The following is a 21,933-nucleotide window of genomic DNA, read 5'->3' as shown; positions in this document are numbered from 1 at the left end:
CGTGACCGGCCAGGTGTCGCCCCGGCAACAGTGATCGGGCAGCACTGCTGCATCCAGGGCAGGCCACCGGCCGAAAAACCCAGCAAAGACGGCCTTCGCGGGCTGGCAGCGCTCTTGCAATGGCTCTGCCGTCGATCTTTCATCCGCCGAGGACCATCATGAATCTGCCCGCTCGCCACCTGCCACCCGCCCGTTCCGCTGCGCCCGACTACGAACAGCTGGCCGCTCGCTTCCGGCCGATCTTCGCCCGGATCGCCGAGGGTGCCCTGGAGCGTGAACGTACCCGCACCCTGCCCTATGCCCCGGTCGCCTGGCTCAAGGAGGCCGGCTTCGGCGCCGTGCGGGTGCCCGTGGAGTTCGGCGGCAGCGGCGCCAGCCTGCCGCAGCTGGTGCGGTTGCTGATCGAGCTGGCGGCGGCCGACAGTAACCTGCCCCAGGCCCTACGTGGCCATTTCGCCTTCGTCGAGGATCGCCTCAACGCCCATGCCAGCGCTTCCCAGCAGGTCTGGTTCGACCGCTTCGTCGCCGGGGAGCTGGTCGGCAACGCCTGGACCGAGATCGGCACCGTCAAGCTCGGTGAGGTCATCACCCGCGTCAGCCAGCGTGACGGCCAGTGGCGCCTCAATGGCACCAAGTACTACAGCACCGGTAGCCTGTTCGCCGACTGGATCGATGTCTACGCCCAGCGCGACGACACCGGTGGTGATGTCATCGCCGCCATCCGTACCGACCAGCCGGGCGTACGCCAATCCGACGACTGGGATGGCTTCGGCCAGCGCACCACCGCCAGCGGCACCTCGGTGTTCGAAGACGTAACCGTAGAGCCGGAGAATCTCATCGACTTCGCCACCCGCTTCAAGTACCAGACCGCCTTCTACCAACTGGTGCTGCTCGCCGTGGTCACCGGCAGTGGCCGGGCGGCGGTACGGGACTTTTCCCAGGAAGTACGGGCGCGCAAAAGGGTCTACAGCCACGGCAACGCCAGCGCGGCCAGTGCCGATCCCCAGGTGCAGCAGGTGGTGGGCAAGGCCTCGGCCTTCGTCTACGCCGCCGAGGCGGCCAGCCTGAGCGCGGCAGCAGCGGCCCAGGCCGCCTTCGAAGCCCGCTATGCCGGCGACGAGGCAGCCGAGCACCAGGCCAATGTGGCGGCCGAACTGGAATCGGCCCAGGCGCAGGCGGCGGTAGCCGACCTGGTACTGCGCGCCACCAGCGACCTGTTCAACGCCCTGGGCGCCTCGGGCACCAGCCAGGCCAAGGGACTCGACCGCCACTGGCGCAACGCCCGCACCGCCGCCTCGCACAATCCGCTGATCTACAAGGAGCGCATCGTCGGCGCCTGGGAGATCGAAGGCACCGAGCCGCCCTATGTGTGGCAAATCGGCGGCGGCAGCAAGCAAGGCTAGCCGCGCCCTTCGCAACAGCGCCAAACGCGAAACGGCAACCCCAGGGTTGCCGTTTCATCGTTCGCCTCCCGGAAAGACGGATGTCAGCTGGACAACTGCCGGGCGAAACGCCCCACCGCACCGACCACCCGCTGGGCACCGTCCTGCTGGCCCTGGCTGTCATGGAAGGGATGCAGGATGCCGCGCAACCAGGCTTCACGACCATCGCCGCGCAGCAAGTGCAGGGCGCCGCTGTAGGGTTCACCCCGGTTCAGGCTCTGCTGGAGTCGACGGCTGTATTCTTGGTTCCTGACATGTGCCGGGATCGAGTCCACCAAGGGCCGGCCCAGCATATCCGCGGCGCGCACGCCAATTTCCTTTTCGAAATTGACGTTCACGGCCGTGACGCAGCCCCTGCCGTCCAGCTCCACGCCCATCATCTCCACATCGAGCGCGGCCTTGAGCCGTTTGAACGAATCGACCTGCTCCCGCAGGCGTTGCAGTTCTTGTTTTAAGCCTTTGTTGAACATGGCACGTCCCTACCCGCGAGATTGAGTTAGACCTGTATCGACGGGCATTAGTCAGGCCTTCAGCCCGATAATTGACCCGGTAACCAGACGGTCTCTCGGGGAGACGGATGGAGCCTGACCATTACCTAATAACAAAAAAATATTTTATCTAAGGGTTTGAGTGGCTTTACGTTCTAACAAGTGCCGAATCCCTCTATTACAAGAGTCGCTCATGTCCTATCCCCTGCTGGAACCCCTCATTCCCCTCTTGTCGGCGTTCGCTGCCACGGCCGCGGAGCGCGACCGCAAAGGCGGAACGCCTAAGGCAGAACGAGACGCCTTGCGCCACAGCGGCCTGCTGGCCCTGAGCATTCCACGAGAGCTGGGTGGCCTGGGTGCGCCCTGGGACGAAACCTTGGAGGCGGTGCGCCGACTCGCCCGGGTCGACAGCTCCCTGGCCCACGTCTTCGGCTTCCACCATTTGCTGTTGGCCACCGCCCAGTTGTTCGGCCGGCCCGAGCAGTGGCGTCCCTGGCTGGAACGCACCGCCCGGGAGGCGCTGTTCTGGGGCAATGCCCTAAACCCGCTGGATCGGCGGACCGTGGCGCGGCGCCTGGGCGACGCCTGGCAGGTGGACGGCCAGAAGAGTTTCTGCAGCGGTGCCCTGGACTCCGATCTACTGCTGCTCTCGGCGCTGGAGAACGACGACCAGGGCCGGCTGTTGATCGCCGTGGTACCCACTGGGCGCACCGGTATCCAGCTATTCGATGATTGGGACAACAACGGGCAACGCCAGACCGATAGCGGCAGCGCCCGCTTCGACGGCGTGCGTGTCGAACAGCAGGAATGGCTGCTCGACCCCGGTCCGCTGAGTACGCCCTTCGCCTGCCTGCGCCCGCTGCTGGCGCAACTGATCTTCGCCAACATCTTCCTGGGGCTGGCCGAAGGCGCCTTCGCCGAGGCGCGGCGCTATACCAGTACCCAGGCTCGCCCCTGGTTCAAGTCGCCCGCCAGCACCGCCAGCGGCGACCCCTACGTCCTGCGACACTACGGTGAATTCTGGGTGGCCCTGGAAAGCACACGCCTGCTGGTCGAGCGCGCGAACGGCAACTTCGCCGAGGCCTGGGGCCAGGGCACAGCTCTCACCGAACAGGCGCGGGGCGAGCTGGCCATCGCCATCGCCACCGCCAAGGTCGCCGCCAGCCGGCACGGCCTCGAGATCGCCAGCCGGCTGTTCGAGGTGGGCGGCGCCCGCGCCACCGCCGGTGCCCTGCGCCTGGATCGCTATTGGCGCAACCTGCGCACCCAGACCCTGCACGATCCGGTCGACTACAAGCTGCACGAACTGGGCGATTGGGCCCTGAACGACGTCCTGCCCACCCCCAGCTTCTACTCCTGACGAGGACCCCGCATGACTCTGCTGACCCTGACGCGCACTCCCGAGGTACCCCGCTACCGGGCCACCGCCCAGGTCTTCGCCGACCCGCGTTCGCGCGAGCTGCTGGCGCATCTGGAAAAGATCTCCCCCAGCGAGGCCAGCGTTCTGGTGATCGGTGAGACGGGCACCGGCAAGGAGCTGATCGCCCGCCATATCCATGCACTCAGCCATCGCCATGCCGGGCCCTTCGTCGCCGTCAACTGCGGCGCCTTCGCCGAAAGCCTGGTCGAGGCCGAGCTGTTCGGCCATGAAAAGGGCGCCTTCACCGGTGCCCTGGGTGCTCGTGCCGGCTGGTTCGAGGAGGCCAATGGCGGCACCCTGTTCCTCGACGAGATCGGCGACCTGCCGCTCCCGGTACAGGTCAAGTTGCTGCGGGTGTTGCAGGAACGCGAAGTGGTGCGCCTCGGATCCCGACGCAGCATCCCGCTGGATATGCGCATCATCGCCGCCACCAACGTACCCTTGGAGCGGGCCGTGGCCGCAGGGACCTTCCGCGAAGACCTCTGGTATCGCCTCAACGTGGTCAACCTGCCGCTGCTGCCCCTGCGACAGCGCCGGGGCGACATCCTGCCGCTGGCCCGCCATTTCCTCCATGCCTACGCCCAGGCGCCGGTCTCCTTGAGTCCGGCAGCCGAGCAGCGCCTGCTGGAACACCCCTGGCCCGGCAATATCCGTGAACTGGAAAACACCCTGCAGCACGCCCTGCTGCTCAAGCCCCAGGGTGTGCTGGACGCTGGCGACCTGGTCTTCGTCCAGCGCCCTGCCCTGGCCACCTCCCCGACCCGTTCCGCCGAGCCGGCCCCGACCGATTCCCTGCTGACCGAGGCCTTCACCCAGCTGTTCGAGGAACAGCCCGATGGCCTGCACGAGCGCGTCGAAGATGCCCTGGTACGCGCCGCCTACCGCTTCTGCCACCGCAACCAGGTCCACACCGCCCGCCTGCTGGGGCTGAGTCGCAACGTCACCCGCGCCCACCTCATCCGCATCGGCGAGCTGGTGGTCAATCACCGTCGTCCGATCGCCCAGCGACCGGAACGCGAGGTGCAGTTCTCCATCTGAGAGCACGGGCGGCAGCACCTGGGGATACCCGCGTCGCGAGGGTCGCCCTACACTGGGGTTTTAGCCTCCCGAGGTCCCGCATGAGCGCCCGTACCCTGCTGCATCGTCATCCCGCCCAGCGTGACGACATCGGCGAACTCCACACCCGCCGCCCCCTGCCCGGCCCCGGCTTGCCCCATCTCGACCCCTTCCTCTTCCTCAATCACCACGGGCCGCAGGTCTATCCGCCCCACAACGCCGGCCTGCCCTTCGGGCCTCACCCCCATCGCGGTTTCGAGACGGTGACCTTCATCCTCGCCGGCTCCCTCGCTCACCGCGACAGTGGCGGCCACGAGAGCGTCATCGAAGCGGGCGGTATCCAGTGGATGACCGCCGGCAGCGGCTTGGTTCATGCCGAGTTGTCACCGGCCGCCTTCAAGCGCGACGGTGGCGACCTGGAGATCCTGCAGCTGTGGGTCAACCTGCCCGCCCGTCTCAAATTCACACCGCCGGCCTACCATGGCGTGCCCGCCGAGGCCATGCCGCTGACCGAAGAGGACGAGGGCCGGGTACGCATCCGGCTGGCCTCCGGCACGCACCAGGGCATCCAGGGCGCCGTGCAGACGCCGACGCCCATCACCCTGATGACCGTCGAAATCGCCCCTGGCGGCACGGCCAGGCTGCCGGCCCCGGCCGGGACGACGGTATTCTGCTACGGCGTCCGCGGTACCTTGCAGATCGCCGGCCGCGACGAAGCCCCCTGGCAGCTCTTCGAATTCGCCGACGATGGCGACCAGGTCGAGATCGCCAGCCGCGACGGCGCCGTGCTGCTCTATGGCCATGCCGCCCCCTTCGCCGAACCCATCGTGGCCCATGGGCCCTTCGTCATGAACAGCGCCGAGGAAATCCGCCAGGCGATCCGTGACTACCAGGCGGGCCTCTTCGGCGACGTGCCGGACTGACGCCCGCCCTAGCGGGCGGCGAACAACCCTCGCACCTGCCGCTCCGCGCCTTGCAGGATCTCGAAGGCAGCGTAGCGGCGACGGTGTTCCTCGGCGAGCGCGCCCTGCACCGGGCTGAACACCCGGTCGAGGCGTGCCATGCGGCCCATGGCATCAAGCAGCGAGGTGCCATCAGCCGCTGCGACCGCCCCCAGCATCGCCGCGCCCCGCAGCACCGGTTCCTCCGTATCGCTGACCGCCACCGGCACGCCCGTGGCATCGGCCAGCAATTGCCGGACGAAATCGCTCTGGGCGGCGCCACCGCTAGCGACGATCAATTCGATAGCGATGCCGTCGCGTGACAGGGCTTCGAGCAACTGGCGCAGGCCGTAAGCGATGCCGCAGAGGCCAGCGACGTAAAGGGCCGGCAACCCCTCCACCTCACGGTCGAGGGTCAATCCGGCGATGACCGCCCGGGCATCCGGATCGGCGAAGGGTGATCGATTACCGAGGAATTCGGGCACCACATGCAGCCCTTCGGCCAGGGCTACCGCGGCGCTACCCCGGACCGCCACCTGGGCTTCGAGCCAGGGGAGCAGCGCCTGCCCTTGACGCTCGGCCACCTCACGCGCCGCCGTGGCGGCGGGATGCAGGGAAACCAGGTGGTCGATGGCTGACCCCGCCGCCGACTGGCCACCTTCGGTGAGCCAGAGTCCGGGCAGCATGGCCGAATAATAGGGGCCCCAGACGCCATCCACATAGGCGGGCTGCTCGCTGGAAGCCATGGAACAAGCCGAGGTACCGAAGATGTAAGCGAGGCGCCGGGTCACCGCCGTCCGCCCTTGAGCATCCGCACCGCCGAGGGAGCCGACGCCCCCTGCGTGGGCGTCGATCAGCGCCGCCCCCACCGGTGTGCCGGGCAGCAAGCCCAGGTCGGCCGCAGCAGCGGCGCCGAGGCCCTGGCCCAACGGCGTACCCGGCTCGACGATGCGCGTGCCGATCCGGGCGAAACCCTCGGCGACCAACTCGCCCAGGCCTATGGTCTCGAAATAGGAAGCGTCCCAACGCTGCTCGTGGGCGAGATAGGTCCACTTGCAGGTGACCGTGCAGGCCGAGCGGGCCAGATCCCCGGTGGCGCGCCAGGTCAGGTAGTCGGCGAGATCGAAGAAGTGTCCGGCTCGGGCGAAGGCCGCGGGCAGATGTCGCTTGAGCCAGAGCAGCTTGGGCGTTTCCATCTCCGGTGAGATGCGCCCCCCCACGTAGCGCAGCACCGGATGGCCGCTGGCGGTGATCTCGTTGGCTTCCTCGGTGGCCCGGTGGTCCATCCAGACCATGACGTTGCGCTGGTCGTCACCGGAATCACCGATGCCGACCGGGCTGCCGTCGGCGGCCACCGCCACCAGCGAGCAGGTGGCGTCGAAGCCCAGGCCCCCGATGGTCTCCGGCGCCACCGCCGCCTCGACTAGGGCACCGCGTACACTGCTGGCGATGGCCTGCCAGATCTGCTCGCCGGACTGCTCTACCCGCTGCCCCGGCGCGTGCCAGGTTTCCACTGGCGCCTTGGCCGCACCCAGCAGGCGCCCGCTGGCATCGAAGATCCCCGCCCGGGCGCTGCCGGTTCCCACGTCGACCCCTATGAAATGCCGGCGCATGGCGTTACAGATCCACGCTGCTGGGCATGATGATCAGGTCGCGGACCACCACGTTGCGCGGCCGGGTCAGCATGAACAGCACCGCCTCGGCGACTTCGCTGGCCTCCATCAGCGCCCCTGCGGCCATGGCTTCGTCGAGCTTGGATTGCGGCCAGTCACTGATCAGCGCCGTCACCACCGGCCCGGGCGCCACCGCACCCACGCGGATGTCATGCTTGATCAGTTGCCGACGCAGGCTGTGGGTGAAGGCCTGGATAGCGTGCTTGGACGCGGTGTAGATCGGCTCCCAGACCACCGGGATCAGCCCGGCGATGGAGCTGGTCAGCAGGATGTCGCCACTGCCGCGCTCGACCATGTGCGGCAGCACCGCATGCACCGAACGGAAGGCGGCGTTGATGTTGAGATTGAGCATGCGATCCCATTGATCCGGATCGCCCTCCACCACCTCGCCACCAATGTAGGCCCCGGCGTTGGCGTGGAAGATGTCCAGGCGGCCAAAACGTTCGAGGATCTGCGGCAACATGGTCTTGACGCTGGCCGGATCGAGCAGGTCGATCACCACTGGAAAGGCATCGGGGCCCAGCTCGGCGCAGACCTTTTCCAGGTTTTCGCGAGAGCGGTCGACCAGGGCCACCTGGGCGCCGGCGGCGAGCATTTCCTTGGCGCAGGCCAGGCCGATGCCGGAGGCACCCCCGGTGATGGCGGCGACTTTCTGGGACAGTTTCTTGTTCATGTGTTCACCCCTGAATTCGGAAAAGGAACGGCAGGCCTCAGGCCCGTCCGTGGGAAGCCCGCGAACGACGCGCCAGGGCGTCGATGATCACCGCCAGGGCCAGCACGGCGCCGGTGATCATGTAGCGCAGTGCGGACGACAGATCGAGCATGGTCAGGCCGCTGGCGATGGACTGGATGACGATCACTCCGAGCAATGCGGAATAGGCACTGCCACGCCCGCCGAACAGGCTGGTGCCGCCGATCACCGCCGCGGCGATGGCATTGAGGTTGACGTCACCGGTCCCCGCCTGCTGGCTGGCCGACGCCAGGCGCGCTGCGGCGAGGATGCCGCCCAGGGCGGCGAAGCTGGCGCACAGTACGAAGGCCGAGGTGTAGATACGCCGCACGTTGATGCCGGCGCGACGGGCCGCTTCGCGGTTGCCGCCCACCGCGGCCAGGCTGCGCCCCCAGCGGGTACGGGTGAAGGCGTAATGCATCGCCGCCACCAGGGCCATGAAGAAGACGAAGATCCACGGCACCCCGCGGTCCTGGTTGAGGTAGTAGGCGACGAAGCCCAACAGCGCCATGAGCGCCAGGGATTGCAGGGCCACCCCGGCCAGCGAAGGCGTCGACAGTTGGGCCTGGCGCCGCCGCTGATGGGCACGGTAACCCAGCAGCAAGCGCACCAGTCCACTAACGGCGGCGAGCAGATAGGCCAACAACGGCGGTAGGGTATCGAGCTGGCCGAAGCTCACCAGGAAGGAGTCGTATGGCAGGTTGATGGAGCCGGCGTTGCCCAGCAGATAGAGCTGCAACCCCAGTACTGCCAGCAGGCCAGCCAGAGAGGCGACGAAGCTGGGCATGCCCAGGCGGGTGAACAGCAGCGAATAGAGGCTGCCGATCAGCGCACCGGCCGCCAGGGCGGCCAGGATCGCCGCGCCCACCGGCCAGCCCTGGTTGACCCAGAGGATGCCCACCAAGGCCGAGGCGAAGCCGCTGATGGAGCCGACCGAGAGATCGATCTCCCCCACCATCAAGACGCAGACCACGCCGAGGGAAATGATGCCGACGGTGGCAGCGTCGAACAGCAAGTTGGCCAGGTTGGCGCTGGACAGGAACACCGGGTTGAGAATGCCGAACACCGTCCAGATCACTACCAGGCCGATTACCACCGGTAGCGGGCCCAAATCACCGGAGCGGATGCGGTCGGCCGTCGCCTTGAGACTGGCGGCCAGGCCCACGGTCTGGTTGACGCGGCTGTCGCTGCGGTCGAGCAAGGCGGCCGATTCGTGGGGCTGGCTCATAGCGGCTGCTCCTGAGTGGCTTCGAGGGAGGCGGCCTGGCGTCGACGAGCGCGCCGCGATACCGAATTGTCATCGGCGCCGGTGATGGCGCCGATCAGCTCCTGGGCGCTCACGTCCGGGGCGAAGATGCCGTTGTTGCGGCCCAGGCGCAGGACGGCGATCCGGTCGGCCACCGCCCGGACGTCTTCCATGTTGTGACTGATCACCACCACGGCCAGACCGCGGTCGCGCACTCGCTCGATGAGGTTGAGCACCTCGGCGGTCTGGGCCACGCCCAGGGCGGCGGTGGGTTCGTCGAGCAGGATGACCTTGGGTTCGAGCAGCAGCGACCGGGCGATGGCCACGGTCTGGCGCTGGCCGCCGGACAGCGCGGCGATGGGCAGCCGCACGCTGGGGATGCGCGCAGACAGCTCGCTGAGCAGCGTCCAGGTGCGCACCTCCATGGTGGTCTCGTCCAGCGCCCAGGGCTGCAGTTCCCGGCCAAGGAACATGTTGGCGACTACGTCGAGGTTCTCGCACAGCGCCAGGTCCTGGAACACCGTGGCGATACCCAGCGCCTGGGCCGCGGCGGGGCTGGCGAGACTCACCTCCTGACCCGCCACCTTGAGCGAGCCGGACGTCGGCTGGTGCACGCCGGAAATGATCTTGACCAGGGTGGACTTGCCGGCGCCGTTGTCGCCCACCAGGGCCACCACCTCGCCGGGATAGAGATCCAGGTCGATATCGGCGAGCACCGAGATCGCACCGAAACTCTTGCAGATGCCACGCAAGCTCAGCACGGGCTCGCGCGGGGCCGTCGGGCCGGACTGTTCAGCCATGTTCGACTCTCTATTGTTGTTGTGGGCGCCTGGGGCGCCGGTCGTCAGAAGATCCAGCCGAGCGAGCGACCCGGGCAGGCGCGGCGTGTCGCCCGCCCTACCCCGGCCGCCCACTGCGGCTCAGGGCTGGATACCGAGCTGCTTGCAACCCTCGGCATAACGATCGGTGCACAGCTGGGCCGCGGTCTGGATCGGCTGGCCGGCCACCTTTTGATCGATGATCTCCGCCTTGAGATTCTTGGCGGTGACCAGGTTCGGCACGAACAACCGCGAGGGCGCGTCGTACAGGGTGGTCTCGGGCTTGGGCGTCTTGCCCGCGAGGAACTCGCCGGCCACGTCGGCCGCCGCGCTGGCGACGATCTCGCTGGGCTTGGAGATGGTGTTGTACTGATCGCCGGCGATGATCAGTTGCAGACCCGCCACCGTGGCATCGTTGCCGGTGATCGGCGGTACCGGATTGACGCCGGCCGCCTTGAACGCCGCCACCGCACCGCCGGCGGTGCCATCGTTGGCCGCCACCACGCCGAGGATGCGCTTGCCGAAGCGGGTGATCTGGCCGCTGGTCCATTGCTGAGCCTTGGACGGCGCCCACTCGGGGGTGTCGTACTCCGCCAGGATCGAATAGCCACTGTTGGCGAGGCCCGCCAGCATGCCTTTCTTGATCAGCCCGGCCGCCGCATCGGTGGGCGAACCGCCGATCACCAGCAAGCCACCGCTCTTGGGGTCGACCTTTTCCGCCTGCAGATGCTCGACGAGGGAGGTGGCGATGGACTTGCCGATGGCCTCGTTGTCGAAGGAGACGTAGTAATCGACCGGCACCGAGGTGACCGGACGATCATAGGCGATCACCTTGACACCCTTGGCATGGGCCATGCGTACCAGCGACCCGGCAGCCTTGGAGTCCACCGGGTCCAAGACGATCACCTTGGCGCCCTGGGCCAAGGCGGCGTTGAATTGCTGCTGTTGCCGCGAGGCATCGCCATTGGCGTTCTGATAGATCACCCGGCACTCCGCGCAGACCGTCTTCATCTGCCGCTGGAAGCCTGGCAGGTCATGCTCTTCGTAGCGGGTGGAACTCTGGTCGGGCATCAGGAAGGCCACCGGTGCCGCGGTGAGCGTCGCGGCCTGCACACCGGAGACGGCCAGCCCCGTCCCGACGGTCGCGGCCAGGAGGGTGCGGGTGAACCGGGATAGCTTGGAGATTCGCGCCATTTTCTTGTTTTCCTTGGATAGGGCTTCGAACCGGACACTTCACCAGCCGTGGCTCCGCCGATGGGCGGAACGGCTGCGGTGGGGACTACCTGGATCGCTATACTCCCCACCGACAGCGCGCATCCAACCGGCGCCGATCACGAGACCCGACGACTGATGGATACGGCCAGCGGCACAGCCTTGCAGACCGGATTGCAATCCCCTCGACGATGCTGCACAGATTGCACAATCGATGGTGCAAATAGAATTACTCCGTGAAATCCACTACTGTCAAGTGGCTCGACGACCAATGGAAAGCTCTAGCATGGCCCCTGGTGGCAAGAAAAAAGCGACTATCTACGATCTCTCCCAGCTATCGGGCAGCTCCGCGTCCACGGTCAGCGCCGTGCTGAACGGCTCTTGGCGCAAGCGGCGAATCAAGGAAGCCACCGCCCAGTTCATCCAGTCCCTCGCCGAAGAACATGGCTACAGCACCAACCTACAGGCGCGCGGGCTCCGCCAGTCGCGCTCCGGCTTGGTAGGGCTGATGCTGCCGCTGTACGACAACCGCTTCTTCTCGGCGCTGGCCCAGGGTTTCGAGGCGCGGGTACGGGCCCGTGGGCTCTGCCCGCTGGTGGTCAGTGGCTGCCGTGATCCCGAGCTGGAGCGCAGTACCGTGGAGTCGCTGCTGGCCTATTCGATCGACGAGTTGTTCATCGCTGGCGCGACCGATCCCGACAGCATCCACCGCGCCTGCGAACGCGCCGGGGTGCGGCATCTCAACCTCGACCTGCCGGGCACCCTGGCGACCTCGGTGACCAGCGACAACTACGTCGGCGCCTTCGAGCTGACCCAGGCGATCCTCGGCGAACTGGCCAGCCGTCCAGATCTCGTCGCCGAGGATCTCTGCCTGTTCGGCGGCTATTCCGACTACGCCAGCCGCGAGCGAATGCGCGGCTTCGTCGCCGCCAAACGCGCGCACTTCGGCAGCTCGGCCAGCGAAGACGTCTTCAGCGCCGCCGGCTATTCGCCAGCGCTGACCCACCAGGCCCTGGCAAGCTACATCCAGCGCCAGGGGCGACTGCCCCGGGGGGTCTTCATCAACTCCACCATCAATCTGGAAGGTCTGCTGGGCGTGCTGCCGCAGCAGTCGGCAGAGGTGCTCAACGACCTGGTGGTGGGCTGTTTCGACTACGACCCCTTCGCCTCCTTCCTGCCCTTCCCGATCTACATGATGCGGCAGAACGTCGACCGTATCCTGGACCTCGCCTTCACCCTGATGGATCAGCCCGAAGCCACGGTGCGCCTGCACAAGGTTCCGCCCCTGCTGGTACCACCGCGCACGGCCCTGCCCAGCCCGCTGGATCGTCCTGCCAGCGATGCGACGTGGGACCAGCCAATTGCACAGGACGAAACACCCTGATCGCGGCCGCTGCAGCAGCGCGCGCCTCCCGCTAGAATCCGCGCTTTGCGCCGAGGAGCACGACGATGGACGACAGCCTGAAGATCCAGGACCTGCAGGAAGGCGACGGCAAGGCCGTGGTCAAGGGTGCCCTGATCACCACCCATTACGAGGGCTGGCTGGACGACGGTACCCTGTTCGACTCTTCCCGCGCCAAGGGCCGCCCGTTCCAGTGCGTCATCGGCACCGGGCGAGTGATCAAGGGCTGGGATCAGGGCCTGATGGGCATGCGGGTGGGCGGCAAGCGGCGGCTGGAAGTCCCGGCAGCGCTGGCCTATGGCGAACGTCAGGTCGGCGCGCTGATCAAGCCACACGCCAACCTGACCTTCGAAATCGAGCTGCTGGAAGTCCTGACACGGGACGATTGAGCCATGGCGCCGCCGGGCTTCAACTTGTCCTGGCGTTCTTGCGTACCAGCTCGAGCTGGGCTTCGAGCACGCTCAGACGAGCATGCTTCTTGGTATAGATGACGAATTGCTCCTGGAAGCGTTGCCGACTCCGTGCGAGATCCTGACGATGATTCAGGATCTGTTCTTCCAAGTTTTGCAGCCGTTGCTGAGTGGTTTGCGTCATGGCACCTACTCCCTGTGCTTGAAGTGACAACTGGACTCTACCCGTGAGCCAATAAGTCGAGCTATAGCCGTTCGTCGTCCGCCTAAGACCTGTTCCAGAGCCGTTTCGCTGCCCTTTCCTGCTCGATGTGACAGCGGAAAGTCTGACTCTCGCAATAACCCAAAACGAAAACGGCGGCGAATTCCCCAGGGAATCCGCCGCCGCTCCGGCTAGCCGAGTGGCGCTTAGCGTGGCCCTATGGCCGTGCAGCTGTTGCTGGCATCCACGTATTTCTTCAGGATCGGCCACTGGGGTCGCTCGACTCCGTTCACCGGCTCCACCGCGAGGGCATAGCTGCCCCAGCCCGGTCCCGCGGCCCAATAGGTCAGCGGCATGCAGTTCTGCTGCAGGTAGGCCAGCAGATTGTCGGTGGCCGTCAACCAGCGGCTGTCCCCGGCCGGCACGCCGAACTCGGCGATCATCCCACGCTTACCGTTGCGCTTGAGCCACTCGACGAAGGGCTTGACGCGATTGACCCCGACCTGCGGATCGACGCTGTTCATGTCCTGTGCCGCGTAGTTGCCACTGCCGTCCTGATCCAGGTACACGTTGGCCGCATAGATCAGGTTGTTCGCCGGATCCTTGAGGCCCAGCAAGGCGTTGCTGGCGCCCGGCCAGTTCACTGCGCTGCCCCAGGCATTACCCTGGACGATCACCGGGTGGGTCCGGTCCATGGTGCGCACCCCGTCAATACCGGACTGCGCCGTCACCGGCCAGCTGCTGTCCGCCCCGTTGGGCTTGCCCATGATGTCGTAGCCATAGAGCGCGGCATGGTTACCCCACTGGTAGGCCAGGCGATACGTCAGGTCCCAGTAGTTGAAGTTGGTGACGTTGCCGGTACCAATCACGGTGCCCTTGTAGCGACCACCGTTATCCAGCGCCAGGATTACCTTCATGTTGTACTTCTTGGCCAGTTCCAGCACCTGGGTGACCTGCCGGGTGTATTCCGGTTCCAGACTGCCGAAGAAACGGGTCTGCAGGCGCTCCCAGATCACCGGGAAGCGGATCAGGCGCACCCCCTTGGCACTCCACTGCTGAAAATGCGCCTCGACCGGCATGATGTAGTTGACGTTGAGCACGCCCGGCAGAGTCTGCGGAGCGAAGGCCGCACCCGAGAAATTCAACCCGACCAGGTTGAGCTTGGCCGTATTCGCCGCGGTTCCCGTCGAACCCGTGGTGGCCCCCGAGGGCGCGGTAGTGCTAGCCGTCGTGGTGCTGCCCGTCGACGTCGAGGCGCCGGTTCCATTGCTGGACGCACCCGACCCGGACGGTACCGTCACGGCAGACGTCGCACTGCCGGAACTGGCATTCGAGCCGGAACTGGCGGAGCTGCCACTGCTAGCCGTCGAGCCGGTCGTCACAGCCGGCGCAGCGGTGCTCGACCCGGACGTGGTGGTCCCGGTGCGCAAGGTCTTGGGATAACCGAAGACATTGCCATCCAACTGCGGGCTTTCGATGAAGACGCTCATATTGCTGCCCACGACCTGGGCATAGGTCACCTTGTAGCTCTTGCCATCGGCTGGCGTGAGCAGCGCACCGACCTTGAAGGCCCCTACGTTCGCGGCGGAAGCCGGAATCGAGAAACCCGCAGCCTTGCGATAGACGCCATGGAGCCAGTCTTCATTGGTGAAATCGTTGATCGAGGTAGTCACCCCGGTGGTAGTCGTCGAGCCGCTGCCGCTGTCGGTTCCGCTGCCCGCTCCCGCCGTGCCACCACTGGCCGAACCGCTGCTGCCACTGCTGCTGCCTGAGCCGCTACTGCCGCTGGAGCCACTGGAGCCACTGGAGCCGCTTGCGGCACCCGTACCGCTACCGGACGAGTTGCCCGAGCCGCTGGCGATGGGTCCGATTGAGGTACAGCTGCTGTCGTCGATGTACTTGCGCAGCGTCGGCCACTGCGGCCGGTCGACGCCATTGATCGGCTCCACCGACAGGAAGTAATTACCCCAGCCCGGGCCCGCCGCCCAATAGGTCGAGGGAATGCAGTTCTGCTTGAGATAGGCCAGCATGCGGTCCATCAGCGGCAGCCAGCGGGGATCGTTGTCCGGCACACCGAACTCGCCGATCATCCCCTTCTTGTTGTGCTTCTTCAGCCACTCCACGAAGGGCCGTACGCGCTCGACACCATAGTCCTGGCTCAGCTTGCCCACGTCGATGCCGGTGTAGTTGCCGCCAGCGCTTTCGTCGAAATAGGAATGCGCCTGGAAGACCAGGTTGTCGGAGGGGTCCTTGAGCGCCAGCAGGGCGTCGTTCCACAGCGGCCAGCGGGTCGCCTCCGACCAGCCATTGCCCTCGATCATGATGATGCGGGTCTTGTCGACCGCCCGCACGCCATTGATGCCGTATTGGGCGGCGATCGGCCACTGCGCCATCGAGTCGTGCGGCTCGTTCATGATGTCGTAGGCATAGAGCGACGGCTGGTTGCTCCAGCGCTGGGCGATGCGCGTCATGATCTCTTGGTAGCGATCATAGGGAACCGCGGCACTGCCAATGACCGACCCGCGATAGAAGGTGTAGTTGTGCAGATCGAGGATGATGCGCATGCCGTATTTCTGCGCATTGGCGAAGGTCTGGTCGATCAGGGCCGCATAGGTCGAATCCAGCGGTCCGCCCAGGGTCGGTTGCAAGCGCTCCCAGATGACTGGGAAGCGGATCAGCTTGATCCCCTTGGCGCTCCACTGTTTGAAGTAGGCCTCCACCGGGAAGATGTAGTGAGTACCGTTCACGCCTGGTAGTACCTGGCCGGCAAAGCCGGCACCGGACAGGTTGAGACCTACCAGATTGACCTGTTCGGCCTTGGCACTGGGAGCGAGTGCCAGGGCGGCAATGAAGGGTAACGTCTGCGCGACCCCACGGGAAAACTTCAGGATGGTTTGTTTCATCATCACCAACTGCGCTAAATCGACACGTGAACGCTCTCCTTGAACACTCGCCGATATGAAGTGAGAGAAGGGCTTCGCTGACAGGGTGCAGCGAAGCGATGCCTCCAGGCCTATCGATCCATACAAGCGATATGCCAACTTCTGCGCTTTATTAAGGTGGCCACTATTTGGCTACTACATTATATTATTTCAAGACACTGATTTTTATAGATATTTTATATTTACCACTCGTCGCCTCGCTTGACTGGTCATTCTAAAACCAAGCACTGAAACAGAGATTTCATCTTCATCGTCAATTTTTCTTTGCGGAAATCTCGGCAGGCGACCAAAAGTTCCCGAAGGTGCCAAAAAAAGTAAGTCATTAATTAAAGTGAACTGCATCACATAAATTATGACAAGGAACCGAGTTATAGCCTGATGGGTCAGGTTTGATACTTCCTGCAGGAGCACAAGATGGCCGACCTGACTCTCGCGACCTATAACGTCAACGGCATCCGCGCGCGGCTGCCCATCCTGCTGCAATGGCTGGAGCGGGAGCGCCCGGACATCGTTTGCCTGCAGGAACTCAAGGCCAAGGCGACCGACTTTCCTCAGGCGGAGCTCGCAGCGGCAGGCTACGGTGCGCTCTGGGATGGCCAGCCATCCTGGAATGGGGTGGCCATCCTGGCGCGCGATGATCAACCGCTGGAGATCCGTCGCGGCCTACCCGGGATGGAGGATGATCCTCAGCGTCGCTATCTCGAAGCGGCGGTGAAAGGCGTGGTCGTGGCCTGCCTATACCTACCCAACGGCAATCCCTGGCCGGGGCCCAAGTTCGACTACAAGCTGGCCTGGTTCGAACGCTTCATCGAGCATGCCCAGGGTTTGCTCGAAAGCGACCACCCCGTGGTGCTGGCGGGTGACTACAATGTAGTGCCCACCGACCGCGATATCTACGATCCCAAGTCCTGGCGCAAGGATGCCCTGCTGCAACCCGAGAGTCGTGCCTGTTTCCAACGCCTGCTCGACCAGGGTTGGCTGGATGCCCTGCGCGCGAGACACCCGGATGAGGCGATCTACACCTATTGGGACTATTTTCGGCAGCGCTGGCAGCGCAATGCGGGCCTGCGCATCGACCATCTGCTGTTGAGCCCCGCGCTGGCACCCCACCTGGAGGACGCCGGCGTACATCGCTAGGTAAGGGGCCAGGAGAAAACCAGCGACCATGCCCCTACCTGGATTAACTTCGCGGCGCCGACCTAGGCCTGAAACCGCTCAGGCGTCGCGTAGCAGGTCGTTGGCGTTGAGCAGCTCGTAGAGGATCTCCGGCCGTTGCGTCAGTCCACGGCGAATGGCTGCCGGTATCGACTGATGCAGCTTGCGACACAGCCCAGGACGGGGTTGCAACTCGATCACCAAGCCTCGCGCGCTGCGCACCTCCCCCAGGCCCGGGGCGATTTCGAGATGGATACCCAGTTGGTCGATTAGCCGCTGCTGCAAGCGCTGCAAGTCGGAGAGACTGGCGACCTCCTCCAAGCGTGCCAGCAGCCGCTGCTCTTCCGTGCGGTTGAGCAGCAGCGCCCGCGCATCGAGATGCGGATCGGCCAATACGCGCTCACGCTCGCAGGTACAGACACCGGGAGGACAGGGCGTACGGAGGACGGCCATAGAACTTCACCTCGGCGCTAGGCGCGGTAGAACCCGTTCACCAGCGCGAACCCCAAGGCGGTCATCAGCAAAGAGCCGACCAGATGCGCCGCCATGGCCGTCAGCGCCCAGCCTGGCTTACCGTCCTGCAGCAGGGTGATCACCTCCGCGGAAAAGCTGGAGAAGGTCGTCAGCCCGCCGCAGAAGCCGGTCGTGATCAGGGTACGCCAAGCGGGGTCCAGTCCTGGCGCCTTGGCGAACCAGGCCAAAGCCACGCCAATGACCAGGCAACCGATGAGATTCACCGCCAGGGTACCCAGCGGCAGCGAGGGAAACAGCCCGTTGAATTTCAACGCGAACAACCAGCGCAGCACGCACCCCAGGGCGCCGCCAACGATCACTGCCAACAGAGAAAAAGCCAAAGCCGAGCCTCCTGTACTCAAGGTGGATCCGTCCAGCGGGCTGCTAGATTCCGTGACACGTCGGCGGACCGATGGCCAACCGGAGAATTCTATATCGATACCCGTCAGGGACAGACGTTCGGCAAAATAACCAAAACAGCTAAAAGCATAGCTAATGCTTATTTTTAGCTATAACGCTCAGCCTTTATGCTGGGCGCCTTGCCAGCCTGTGACGTCACCATGCCTACCCTTTCCCATGATCTGCTGATCGTACCTGCGGATCAGCAGAACACCCTCACCATTCGCGCCAAGGCGCTGGCCTTCGCCGATCCCCGTTCACGCCAGTTGCTCGACCAGCTCGATGAATTCGCCCCTCATCCCTACCCCGTCCTGCTTTCCGGCGAATGGGGCACCGGCCGGGAGCTATTGGCCCGGCGCCTCCACGAGCGCAGTGGCCGTTCCGGCCTGTTCAGCAGCCTCAGTTGCACCTCGCTGAGCCGGCGCCATGCCGGTGCCGAATTGTTCGGCTATCTGCCCCGCGCCTACGCGGGTACCTCGGGTAGTCGCATGGGTTGGTTCGGTACGGCCCAGCACGGCACCCTTTATCTCGATGAAATCGCCGATCTGCCGCTTGCCTTTCAGCAGGAGCTGGCCCAGGTTCTACAAGACGGCAGCATCCTGCGCGAAGGGAGCAACCAGCGTACCGCCGTGGACGTGCGCTTGGTCGCCGGTTCCAGTGTGGACCTCGAACGTACGGTCGCGGCAGGCAATTTCGACGCTGGACTCTGGCGGCTGCTAAGTCCTGGGCAGCTACCAGTGCCCGCCTTGCGAGAGCGTCCGGCCGATCTACTGCCGCTCGCCCGCTATTTCGTCACGCAACACGCCGAGCGTCTCGGTCGCTCGCCGCCTGCCTTGACGCCCCAGGACGAAGCCGCCCTGCTCGCCTATGCCTGGCCCGGCAACATCCGCGAACTTGAACAGGTTCTCCATACCGCCGTGCTGACCGCCTCGACGACAGGTCTGGAGCTTGGCAAGCTGCTGGCACCGCTGTCCCGTCCAAGCTGAACTCACGCCGATGGATGGCAGTCCTAGCCGCGTATCCCTTTCGAGTCGCACCATGACCACCTCGTCCAGCCAATCGATGCTCACTCCGCCATAGCCAGCGGCTGCCATCTTTCTCGCGAAAGATGACCGGAAATCCAAGCTTGTCGCCCCGTGCGGCTGGTTGGCTTTCGTGTGGGAAAAGCCTTGGGCTTTTCAGGAATCGATTTTCAGGACGTGCGCCTTCGTAGCCAGGCGCCCAGGTATGGTTTCATGAATATTGTGATCATCGGCCGTTCCGGCCAGGTTTCGCGTGCCTTGCAGCGCGAGTTCGCCAGTACCCATAGGCTCACCGTCATCGGTCAGGCGGAGCTGGATCTCGCCAAGACCTCCCATTTGCGCGCGGCGCTCGAAACTCTCACTGCCGATCTCATCATCAATGCGGCGGCCTATACCGCGGTCGATCAGGCCGAGGACGACGCCGAGACCGCCACCGCGATTAACACCGAGGCGCCGTGGATCCTGGCCGAGTGGGCACGTGACCGTGGCATCCCCTTCGTCCACTACTCCACCGATTACGTTTTCGACGGCACGGGTCGCCAGCCCTATACCGAAGGCTGCGCCCCAGCGCCGCTGAGCGTCTATGGACGTTCCAAGCTGGCCGGCGAGCAAGCGGTACTGGCCAGCGGTGGCCGCGCCCTGGTCCTGCGCACCTCCTGGGTCTACTCCCACGATGGCCAGTGCTTCTTCAACACCATGCGCCGCCTGCTCGCGGAGCGTGACGAACTGCATGTGGTAGACGATCAGCAAGGCGCTCCGACCTGGGCACCGACGATCGCCCGGGCGACTCGTCACCTGGTCGAGCGCCTCACCGAACAGCCTGAACTGGGCGGTCTGTACCACCTGACCAATGCCGGCCAGACCTCCTGGTACGGCTTCGCCGAAGCCATCGCCGAATGCCTGGCCAACCGTGGCGAATTGCGCGCCCGCCTCTATCCGACCACCACGCGCAACTATCCTACCCCGGCCACCCGACCGCTCTATTCCCGGCTTGATTGCAGCAAGGCCCAGGCGGTGCTGCCATTCGCCCTGCCCGACTGGCGCGAGGATTTCGACCGCTGCTGGATGCTCTTCGAACGGGACGAATAGCCGCGCTGATCAAGGCGCTGCCGACGGCGCCTGTCCGTCGGGTCGCCGTCAGGTTAGGCAGGCTGTCCAGGCTTCGGCGCCTCCCGCTCACCGCCCTGGTAGGTCGCGACCGGCACATCTTCGTTGGGCGCTGGATGCCCCGGTAGATTCGGCAAGGCCTTGGCCTTTTCCAGGTCGATGCCGGCGCCTTTAGCCACACGGGTTCCATAATCCGGATCGCAGTGCCAGAAGTGCCAGACCATCCGCAGCTGGATGTTCTCGGGACACGCCCGCATATCGGCGACCAGATTGGCGATGAGGTCGTCTCGCTCCCACTCCTCGAAGGAACGGTAGCGCGCGCCGGTCTGCTGATAGTCCGCCGCGGTCTTGCGCGACTGATAGCGGCCCAGGTGTCCCTCGATCCACTGGCGATACTCGTGTTGCGGTCGCGGTGCCTCGCTCAAGCCGCCCTCGGAACTCGGCTCGTAATTGACATGGGGATTGCTGCCGCTGCGATCCACCTGCAGGGCCATCTGGCCATCGCGCTGATTGGTCGCATAGGGGCACTTGGGCGCATTGATCGGCAACTGCAGGTAATTGGCACCGACCCGATAGCGCTGGGTATCGGAATAGGACAGCGTCCGCCCCTGCAGCATCTTGTCGTCGGAAAAGTCGATCCCTTCCACCAGGACCCCTGTCCCGAAGGCCGCCTGCTCGGTTTCGGCGAAGACATTCGAGGGATTGCGATCCAGCACCAGCCGACCCACTGGCAGCAGGGGAAACTGATCCTCGGGCCAACGCTTGGTGTCATCCAAAGGATCGAAGGGCAACTCGTCGTGCGCCTCATCCGTCATGATTTGCACGCACATCTCCCATTCGGGGTAGTCGCCGCGGTCGATGGCGTCGTAGAGATCTCGGGTGGCATGGCCCACGTCGTACTTCTGGATGTCGGCCGCCTTCTCGCTGGTGAGATTCTTGATGCCCTGCTTGGGCTCGAAGGAAAACTTGCACAGCACTGCCACACCCTGGTCGTTGACCAGCTTGTAGGTATTCACACTCGATCCCTGCATGTGCCGGTAGTCCGCGGGGATACCCCAGGGGCTCTTCACCCAGGTCACCATGTGCAGGGCTTCTGGATGGTGCTGGACGAAGTCGTAGAAGCGCCATGGTTCCTGGCGGTTGGTGATGGGATCGGGCTTGAAGGCATGGATCATGTCGGGAAACTTGATGGCATCACGGATGAAGAACACCTTCAGGTTATTGCCCACCAGATCCCAGTTGCCGTCTTCGGTATAGAACTTGATCGCGAAGCCGCGGGGATCCCGCGCGGTCTCGGGGGATTCCTTGGCGCCGATCACCGTGGAAAAGCGCAGGAAGACCGGTGTCTTCACGCCGGTCTTGGTCAGCACCTTGGCGCAGGTATAGCGGCTGGCCGGCTCGTCGCCGATGGTGCCGTAGGCCTCGAACCAACCATGGGCGGCGGTTCCTCGGGCATGCACGACCCGTTCGGGTACCCGCTCCCGGTCGAAGTGGGTGATCTTCTCGATGAACTGATAGTTTTCCAGCGTCGCCGGGCCGCGCTCCCCTACGCTTCTCAGGCTCTGATTATCCCGTACCGGGTGGCCCTGGCGGGTAGTGAGAGTGATCTTGTCGTCGCTCATGATGGTCTCCAGGCTGTTCACGTCGAACACAGGAGTGACCGATCCTTTTCTTCAGCAGTTGTCCGCCGTCAGACGAGCTGTCATACAACGAAACGGCGCCTCGACCGCTTCCGCTGACCATCCATGGCTCTAG

19 protein-coding genes and 1 pseudogene are annotated in these 21,933 nt (G+C 64.9%); 9 read left to right on the top strand and 11 right to left on the bottom strand.

Going from position 1 to position 21,933, the window contains the following annotated elements:
- Window positions 1–158 precede the first annotated feature (158 nt).
- Window positions 159–1,403 (top strand): acyl-CoA dehydrogenase family protein, encoded by a 1,245-nt coding sequence (locus CCZ28_RS01770; RefSeq protein WP_140215395.1) that lies wholly within the window; start codon window positions 159–161, stop codon window positions 1,401–1,403.
- A gap of 83 nt (window positions 1,404–1,486) precedes the next feature.
- Here the strand turns inward: CCZ28_RS01770 and CCZ28_RS01765 are convergent, their stop codons facing one another.
- A complete protein-coding gene (locus CCZ28_RS01765) occupies window positions 1,487–1,912 on the bottom strand; it encodes a PAS domain-containing protein (protein ID WP_240795215.1) in 426 nt (141 codons plus the stop codon).
- A gap of 211 nt (window positions 1,913–2,123) precedes the next feature.
- On the opposite strand from CCZ28_RS01765, the gene CCZ28_RS01760 reads away from it, so the two are divergent.
- From CCZ28_RS01760 to CCZ28_RS01750, 3 genes are all read left to right on the top strand, one after another.
- Window positions 2,124–3,290 carry an acyl-CoA dehydrogenase family protein gene (locus CCZ28_RS01760; RefSeq protein WP_140215393.1) on the top strand — a complete coding sequence of 389 codons (1,167 nt, stop codon included), beginning with the start codon at window positions 2,124–2,126 and terminating at the stop codon, window positions 3,288–3,290.
- A gap of 12 nt (window positions 3,291–3,302) precedes the next feature.
- Window positions 3,303–4,388, top strand: coding sequence for a sigma-54 interaction domain-containing protein (locus CCZ28_RS01755; protein ID WP_140215392.1), 1,086 nt, complete (start codon window positions 3,303–3,305; stop codon window positions 4,386–4,388).
- Between the two features lie 80 nt (window positions 4,389–4,468).
- Window positions 4,469–5,329, top strand: a complete 861-nt coding sequence (locus CCZ28_RS01750) for a pirin family protein (RefSeq protein WP_140215390.1) — start codon at window positions 4,469–4,471, stop codon at window positions 5,327–5,329.
- An 8-nt stretch (window positions 5,330–5,337) separates the two neighbouring features.
- On the opposite strand, the gene CCZ28_RS01745 is transcribed toward CCZ28_RS01750, so the two are convergent.
- The 5 genes from CCZ28_RS01745 to CCZ28_RS01725 all read right to left on the bottom strand — a co-directional run bounded on the left by CCZ28_RS01745 (window position 5,338) and on the right by CCZ28_RS01725 (window position 11,008).
- Window positions 5,338–6,960 (bottom strand): FGGY-family carbohydrate kinase, encoded by a 1,623-nt coding sequence (locus CCZ28_RS01745; RefSeq protein ID WP_140215388.1) that lies wholly within the window; start codon window positions 6,958–6,960, stop codon window positions 5,338–5,340.
- 4 nt (window positions 6,961–6,964) lie between these two features.
- Entirely contained in the window at window positions 6,965–7,693 is a 729-nt protein-coding gene (locus CCZ28_RS01740; RefSeq protein WP_140215386.1) for an SDR family oxidoreductase, read from the bottom strand.
- A 37-nt stretch (window positions 7,694–7,730) separates the two neighbouring features.
- Window positions 7,731–8,978, bottom strand: a complete 1,248-nt coding sequence (locus CCZ28_RS01735) for a sugar ABC transporter permease (protein ID WP_140215385.1) — start codon at window positions 8,976–8,978, stop codon at window positions 7,731–7,733.
- On the bottom strand, window positions 8,975–9,796 hold the full coding sequence (locus CCZ28_RS01730; protein ID WP_140215383.1) for an ATP-binding cassette domain-containing protein: 822 nt from the start codon (window positions 9,794–9,796) through the stop codon (window positions 8,975–8,977). The genes CCZ28_RS01735 and CCZ28_RS01730 overlap by 4 nt, the downstream gene beginning before the upstream one ends.
- A gap of 120 nt (window positions 9,797–9,916) precedes the next feature.
- Window positions 9,917–11,008 carry an ABC transporter substrate-binding protein gene (locus tag CCZ28_RS01725; protein ID WP_140215381.1) on the bottom strand — a complete coding sequence of 364 codons (1,092 nt, stop codon included), beginning with the start codon at window positions 11,006–11,008 and terminating at the stop codon, window positions 9,917–9,919.
- Window positions 11,009–11,312: 304 nt separating this feature from the next.
- Here CCZ28_RS01725 and CCZ28_RS01720 point away from each other — a divergent pair, with 304 nt between their 5' ends.
- Entirely contained in the window at window positions 11,313–12,410 is a 1,098-nt protein-coding gene (locus CCZ28_RS01720) for a LacI family DNA-binding transcriptional regulator (RefSeq protein WP_140215379.1), read from the top strand.
- A 65-nt stretch (window positions 12,411–12,475) separates the two neighbouring features.
- A complete protein-coding gene (locus CCZ28_RS01715; RefSeq protein ID WP_140215377.1) occupies window positions 12,476–12,817 on the top strand; it encodes an FKBP-type peptidyl-prolyl cis-trans isomerase in 342 nt (113 codons plus the stop codon).
- Window positions 12,818–12,836: 19 nt separating this feature from the next.
- On the opposite strand, the gene CCZ28_RS01710 is transcribed toward CCZ28_RS01715, so the two are convergent.
- Together CCZ28_RS01710 and CCZ28_RS01705 are read right to left on the bottom strand one after the other, a co-directional pair.
- Complete coding sequence (locus tag CCZ28_RS01710) at window positions 12,837–13,022, bottom strand: hypothetical protein (protein WP_140215376.1); 186 nt, start codon at window positions 13,020–13,022, stop codon at window positions 12,837–12,839.
- Between the two features lie 224 nt (window positions 13,023–13,246).
- Complete coding sequence (locus CCZ28_RS01705; RefSeq protein WP_140215374.1) at window positions 13,247–15,946, bottom strand: glycoside hydrolase family 5 protein; 2,700 nt, start codon at window positions 15,944–15,946, stop codon at window positions 13,247–13,249.
- A 450-nt stretch (window positions 15,947–16,396) separates the two neighbouring features.
- Between CCZ28_RS01705 and CCZ28_RS01700 the strand changes: the two are divergent.
- Window positions 16,397–17,116 (top strand): annotated as a pseudogene (locus CCZ28_RS01700) (exodeoxyribonuclease III); the annotation flags it as partial.
- A gap of 81 nt (window positions 17,117–17,197) precedes the next feature.
- Here CCZ28_RS01700 and CCZ28_RS01695 read toward each other — a convergent pair.
- The gene (locus CCZ28_RS01695) at window positions 17,198–17,590 is read right to left on the bottom strand and encodes a hypothetical protein (protein WP_140215372.1); all 393 of its coding nucleotides are present in this window, start codon (window positions 17,588–17,590) and stop codon (window positions 17,198–17,200) included.
- A 17-nt stretch (window positions 17,591–17,607) separates the two neighbouring features.
- Complete coding sequence (gene crcB, locus CCZ28_RS01690) at window positions 17,608–17,991, bottom strand: fluoride efflux transporter CrcB (RefSeq protein WP_140215370.1); 384 nt, start codon at window positions 17,989–17,991, stop codon at window positions 17,608–17,610.
- 219 nt (window positions 17,992–18,210) lie between these two features.
- Here crcB and CCZ28_RS01685 point away from each other — a divergent pair, with 219 nt between their 5' ends.
- Window positions 18,211–19,035 carry a sigma-54-dependent transcriptional regulator gene (locus CCZ28_RS01685; protein ID WP_240795214.1) on the top strand — a complete coding sequence of 275 codons (825 nt, stop codon included), beginning with the start codon at window positions 18,211–18,213 and terminating at the stop codon, window positions 19,033–19,035.
- A gap of 249 nt (window positions 19,036–19,284) precedes the next feature.
- The gene (rfbD, locus tag CCZ28_RS01680) at window positions 19,285–20,160 is read left to right on the top strand and encodes a dTDP-4-dehydrorhamnose reductase (protein ID WP_140215368.1); all 876 of its coding nucleotides are present in this window, start codon (window positions 19,285–19,287) and stop codon (window positions 20,158–20,160) included.
- Window positions 20,161–20,213: 53 nt separating this feature from the next.
- Here rfbD and CCZ28_RS01675 read toward each other — a convergent pair whose 3' ends face one another.
- Window positions 20,214–21,800 carry a catalase gene (locus CCZ28_RS01675; protein WP_140215366.1) on the bottom strand — a complete coding sequence of 529 codons (1,587 nt, stop codon included), beginning with the start codon at window positions 21,798–21,800 and terminating at the stop codon, window positions 20,214–20,216.
- Window positions 21,801–21,933 lie beyond the last annotated feature (133 nt).

The organism is Pseudomonas oryzihabitans, assembly GCF_006384975.1.
Classification (GTDB): Bacteria; Pseudomonadota; Gammaproteobacteria; order Pseudomonadales; family Pseudomonadaceae; genus Chryseomonas; species Chryseomonas psychrotolerans_B.
The sequence above is the reverse complement of the archived record's forward strand: the minus strand, read 5'-3'. Positions and strand labels throughout refer to the sequence as shown.

Excerpts from the sequence above, each read along its gene's own strand:
- CCZ28_RS01770 (WP_140215395.1), top strand. The coding sequence starts at position 159 with ATGAATCTGCCCGCTCGCCACCTGCCACCCGCCCGTTCCGCTGCGCCC.
- CCZ28_RS01765 (WP_240795215.1), bottom strand. The coding sequence starts at position 1,912 with ATGTTCAACAAAGGCTTAAAACAAGAACTGCAACGCCTGCGGGAGCAG.
- CCZ28_RS01760 (WP_140215393.1), top strand. The coding sequence starts at position 2,124 with ATGTCCTATCCCCTGCTGGAACCCCTCATTCCCCTCTTGTCGGCGTTC.
- CCZ28_RS01755 (WP_140215392.1), top strand. The coding sequence starts at position 3,303 with ATGACTCTGCTGACCCTGACGCGCACTCCCGAGGTACCCCGCTACCGG.
- CCZ28_RS01750 (WP_140215390.1), top strand. The coding sequence starts at position 4,469 with ATGAGCGCCCGTACCCTGCTGCATCGTCATCCCGCCCAGCGTGACGAC.
- CCZ28_RS01745 (WP_140215388.1), bottom strand. The coding sequence starts at position 6,960 with ATGCGCCGGCATTTCATAGGGGTCGACGTGGGAACCGGCAGCGCCCGG.
- CCZ28_RS01740 (WP_140215386.1), bottom strand. The coding sequence starts at position 7,693 with ATGAACAAGAAACTGTCCCAGAAAGTCGCCGCCATCACCGGGGGTGCC.
- CCZ28_RS01735 (WP_140215385.1), bottom strand. The coding sequence starts at position 8,978 with ATGAGCCAGCCCCACGAATCGGCCGCCTTGCTCGACCGCAGCGACAGC.
- CCZ28_RS01730 (WP_140215383.1), bottom strand. The coding sequence starts at position 9,796 with ATGGCTGAACAGTCCGGCCCGACGGCCCCGCGCGAGCCCGTGCTGAGC.
- CCZ28_RS01725 (WP_140215381.1), bottom strand. The coding sequence starts at position 11,008 with ATGGCGCGAATCTCCAAGCTATCCCGGTTCACCCGCACCCTCCTGGCC.
- CCZ28_RS01720 (WP_140215379.1), top strand. The coding sequence starts at position 11,313 with ATGGCCCCTGGTGGCAAGAAAAAAGCGACTATCTACGATCTCTCCCAG.
- CCZ28_RS01715 (WP_140215377.1), top strand. The coding sequence starts at position 12,476 with ATGGACGACAGCCTGAAGATCCAGGACCTGCAGGAAGGCGACGGCAAG.
- CCZ28_RS01710 (WP_140215376.1), bottom strand. The coding sequence starts at position 13,022 with ATGACGCAAACCACTCAGCAACGGCTGCAAAACTTGGAAGAACAGATC.
- CCZ28_RS01705 (WP_140215374.1), bottom strand. The coding sequence starts at position 15,946 with ATGATGAAACAAACCATCCTGAAGTTTTCCCGTGGGGTCGCGCAGACG.
- CCZ28_RS01695 (WP_140215372.1), bottom strand. The coding sequence starts at position 17,590 with ATGGCCGTCCTCCGTACGCCCTGTCCTCCCGGTGTCTGTACCTGCGAG.
- CCZ28_RS01685 (WP_240795214.1), top strand. The coding sequence starts at position 18,211 with ATGCCTACCCTTTCCCATGATCTGCTGATCGTACCTGCGGATCAGCAG.
- rfbD (WP_140215368.1), top strand. The coding sequence starts at position 19,285 with ATGAATATTGTGATCATCGGCCGTTCCGGCCAGGTTTCGCGTGCCTTG.
- CCZ28_RS01675 (WP_140215366.1), bottom strand. The coding sequence starts at position 21,800 with ATGAGCGACGACAAGATCACTCTCACTACCCGCCAGGGCCACCCGGTA.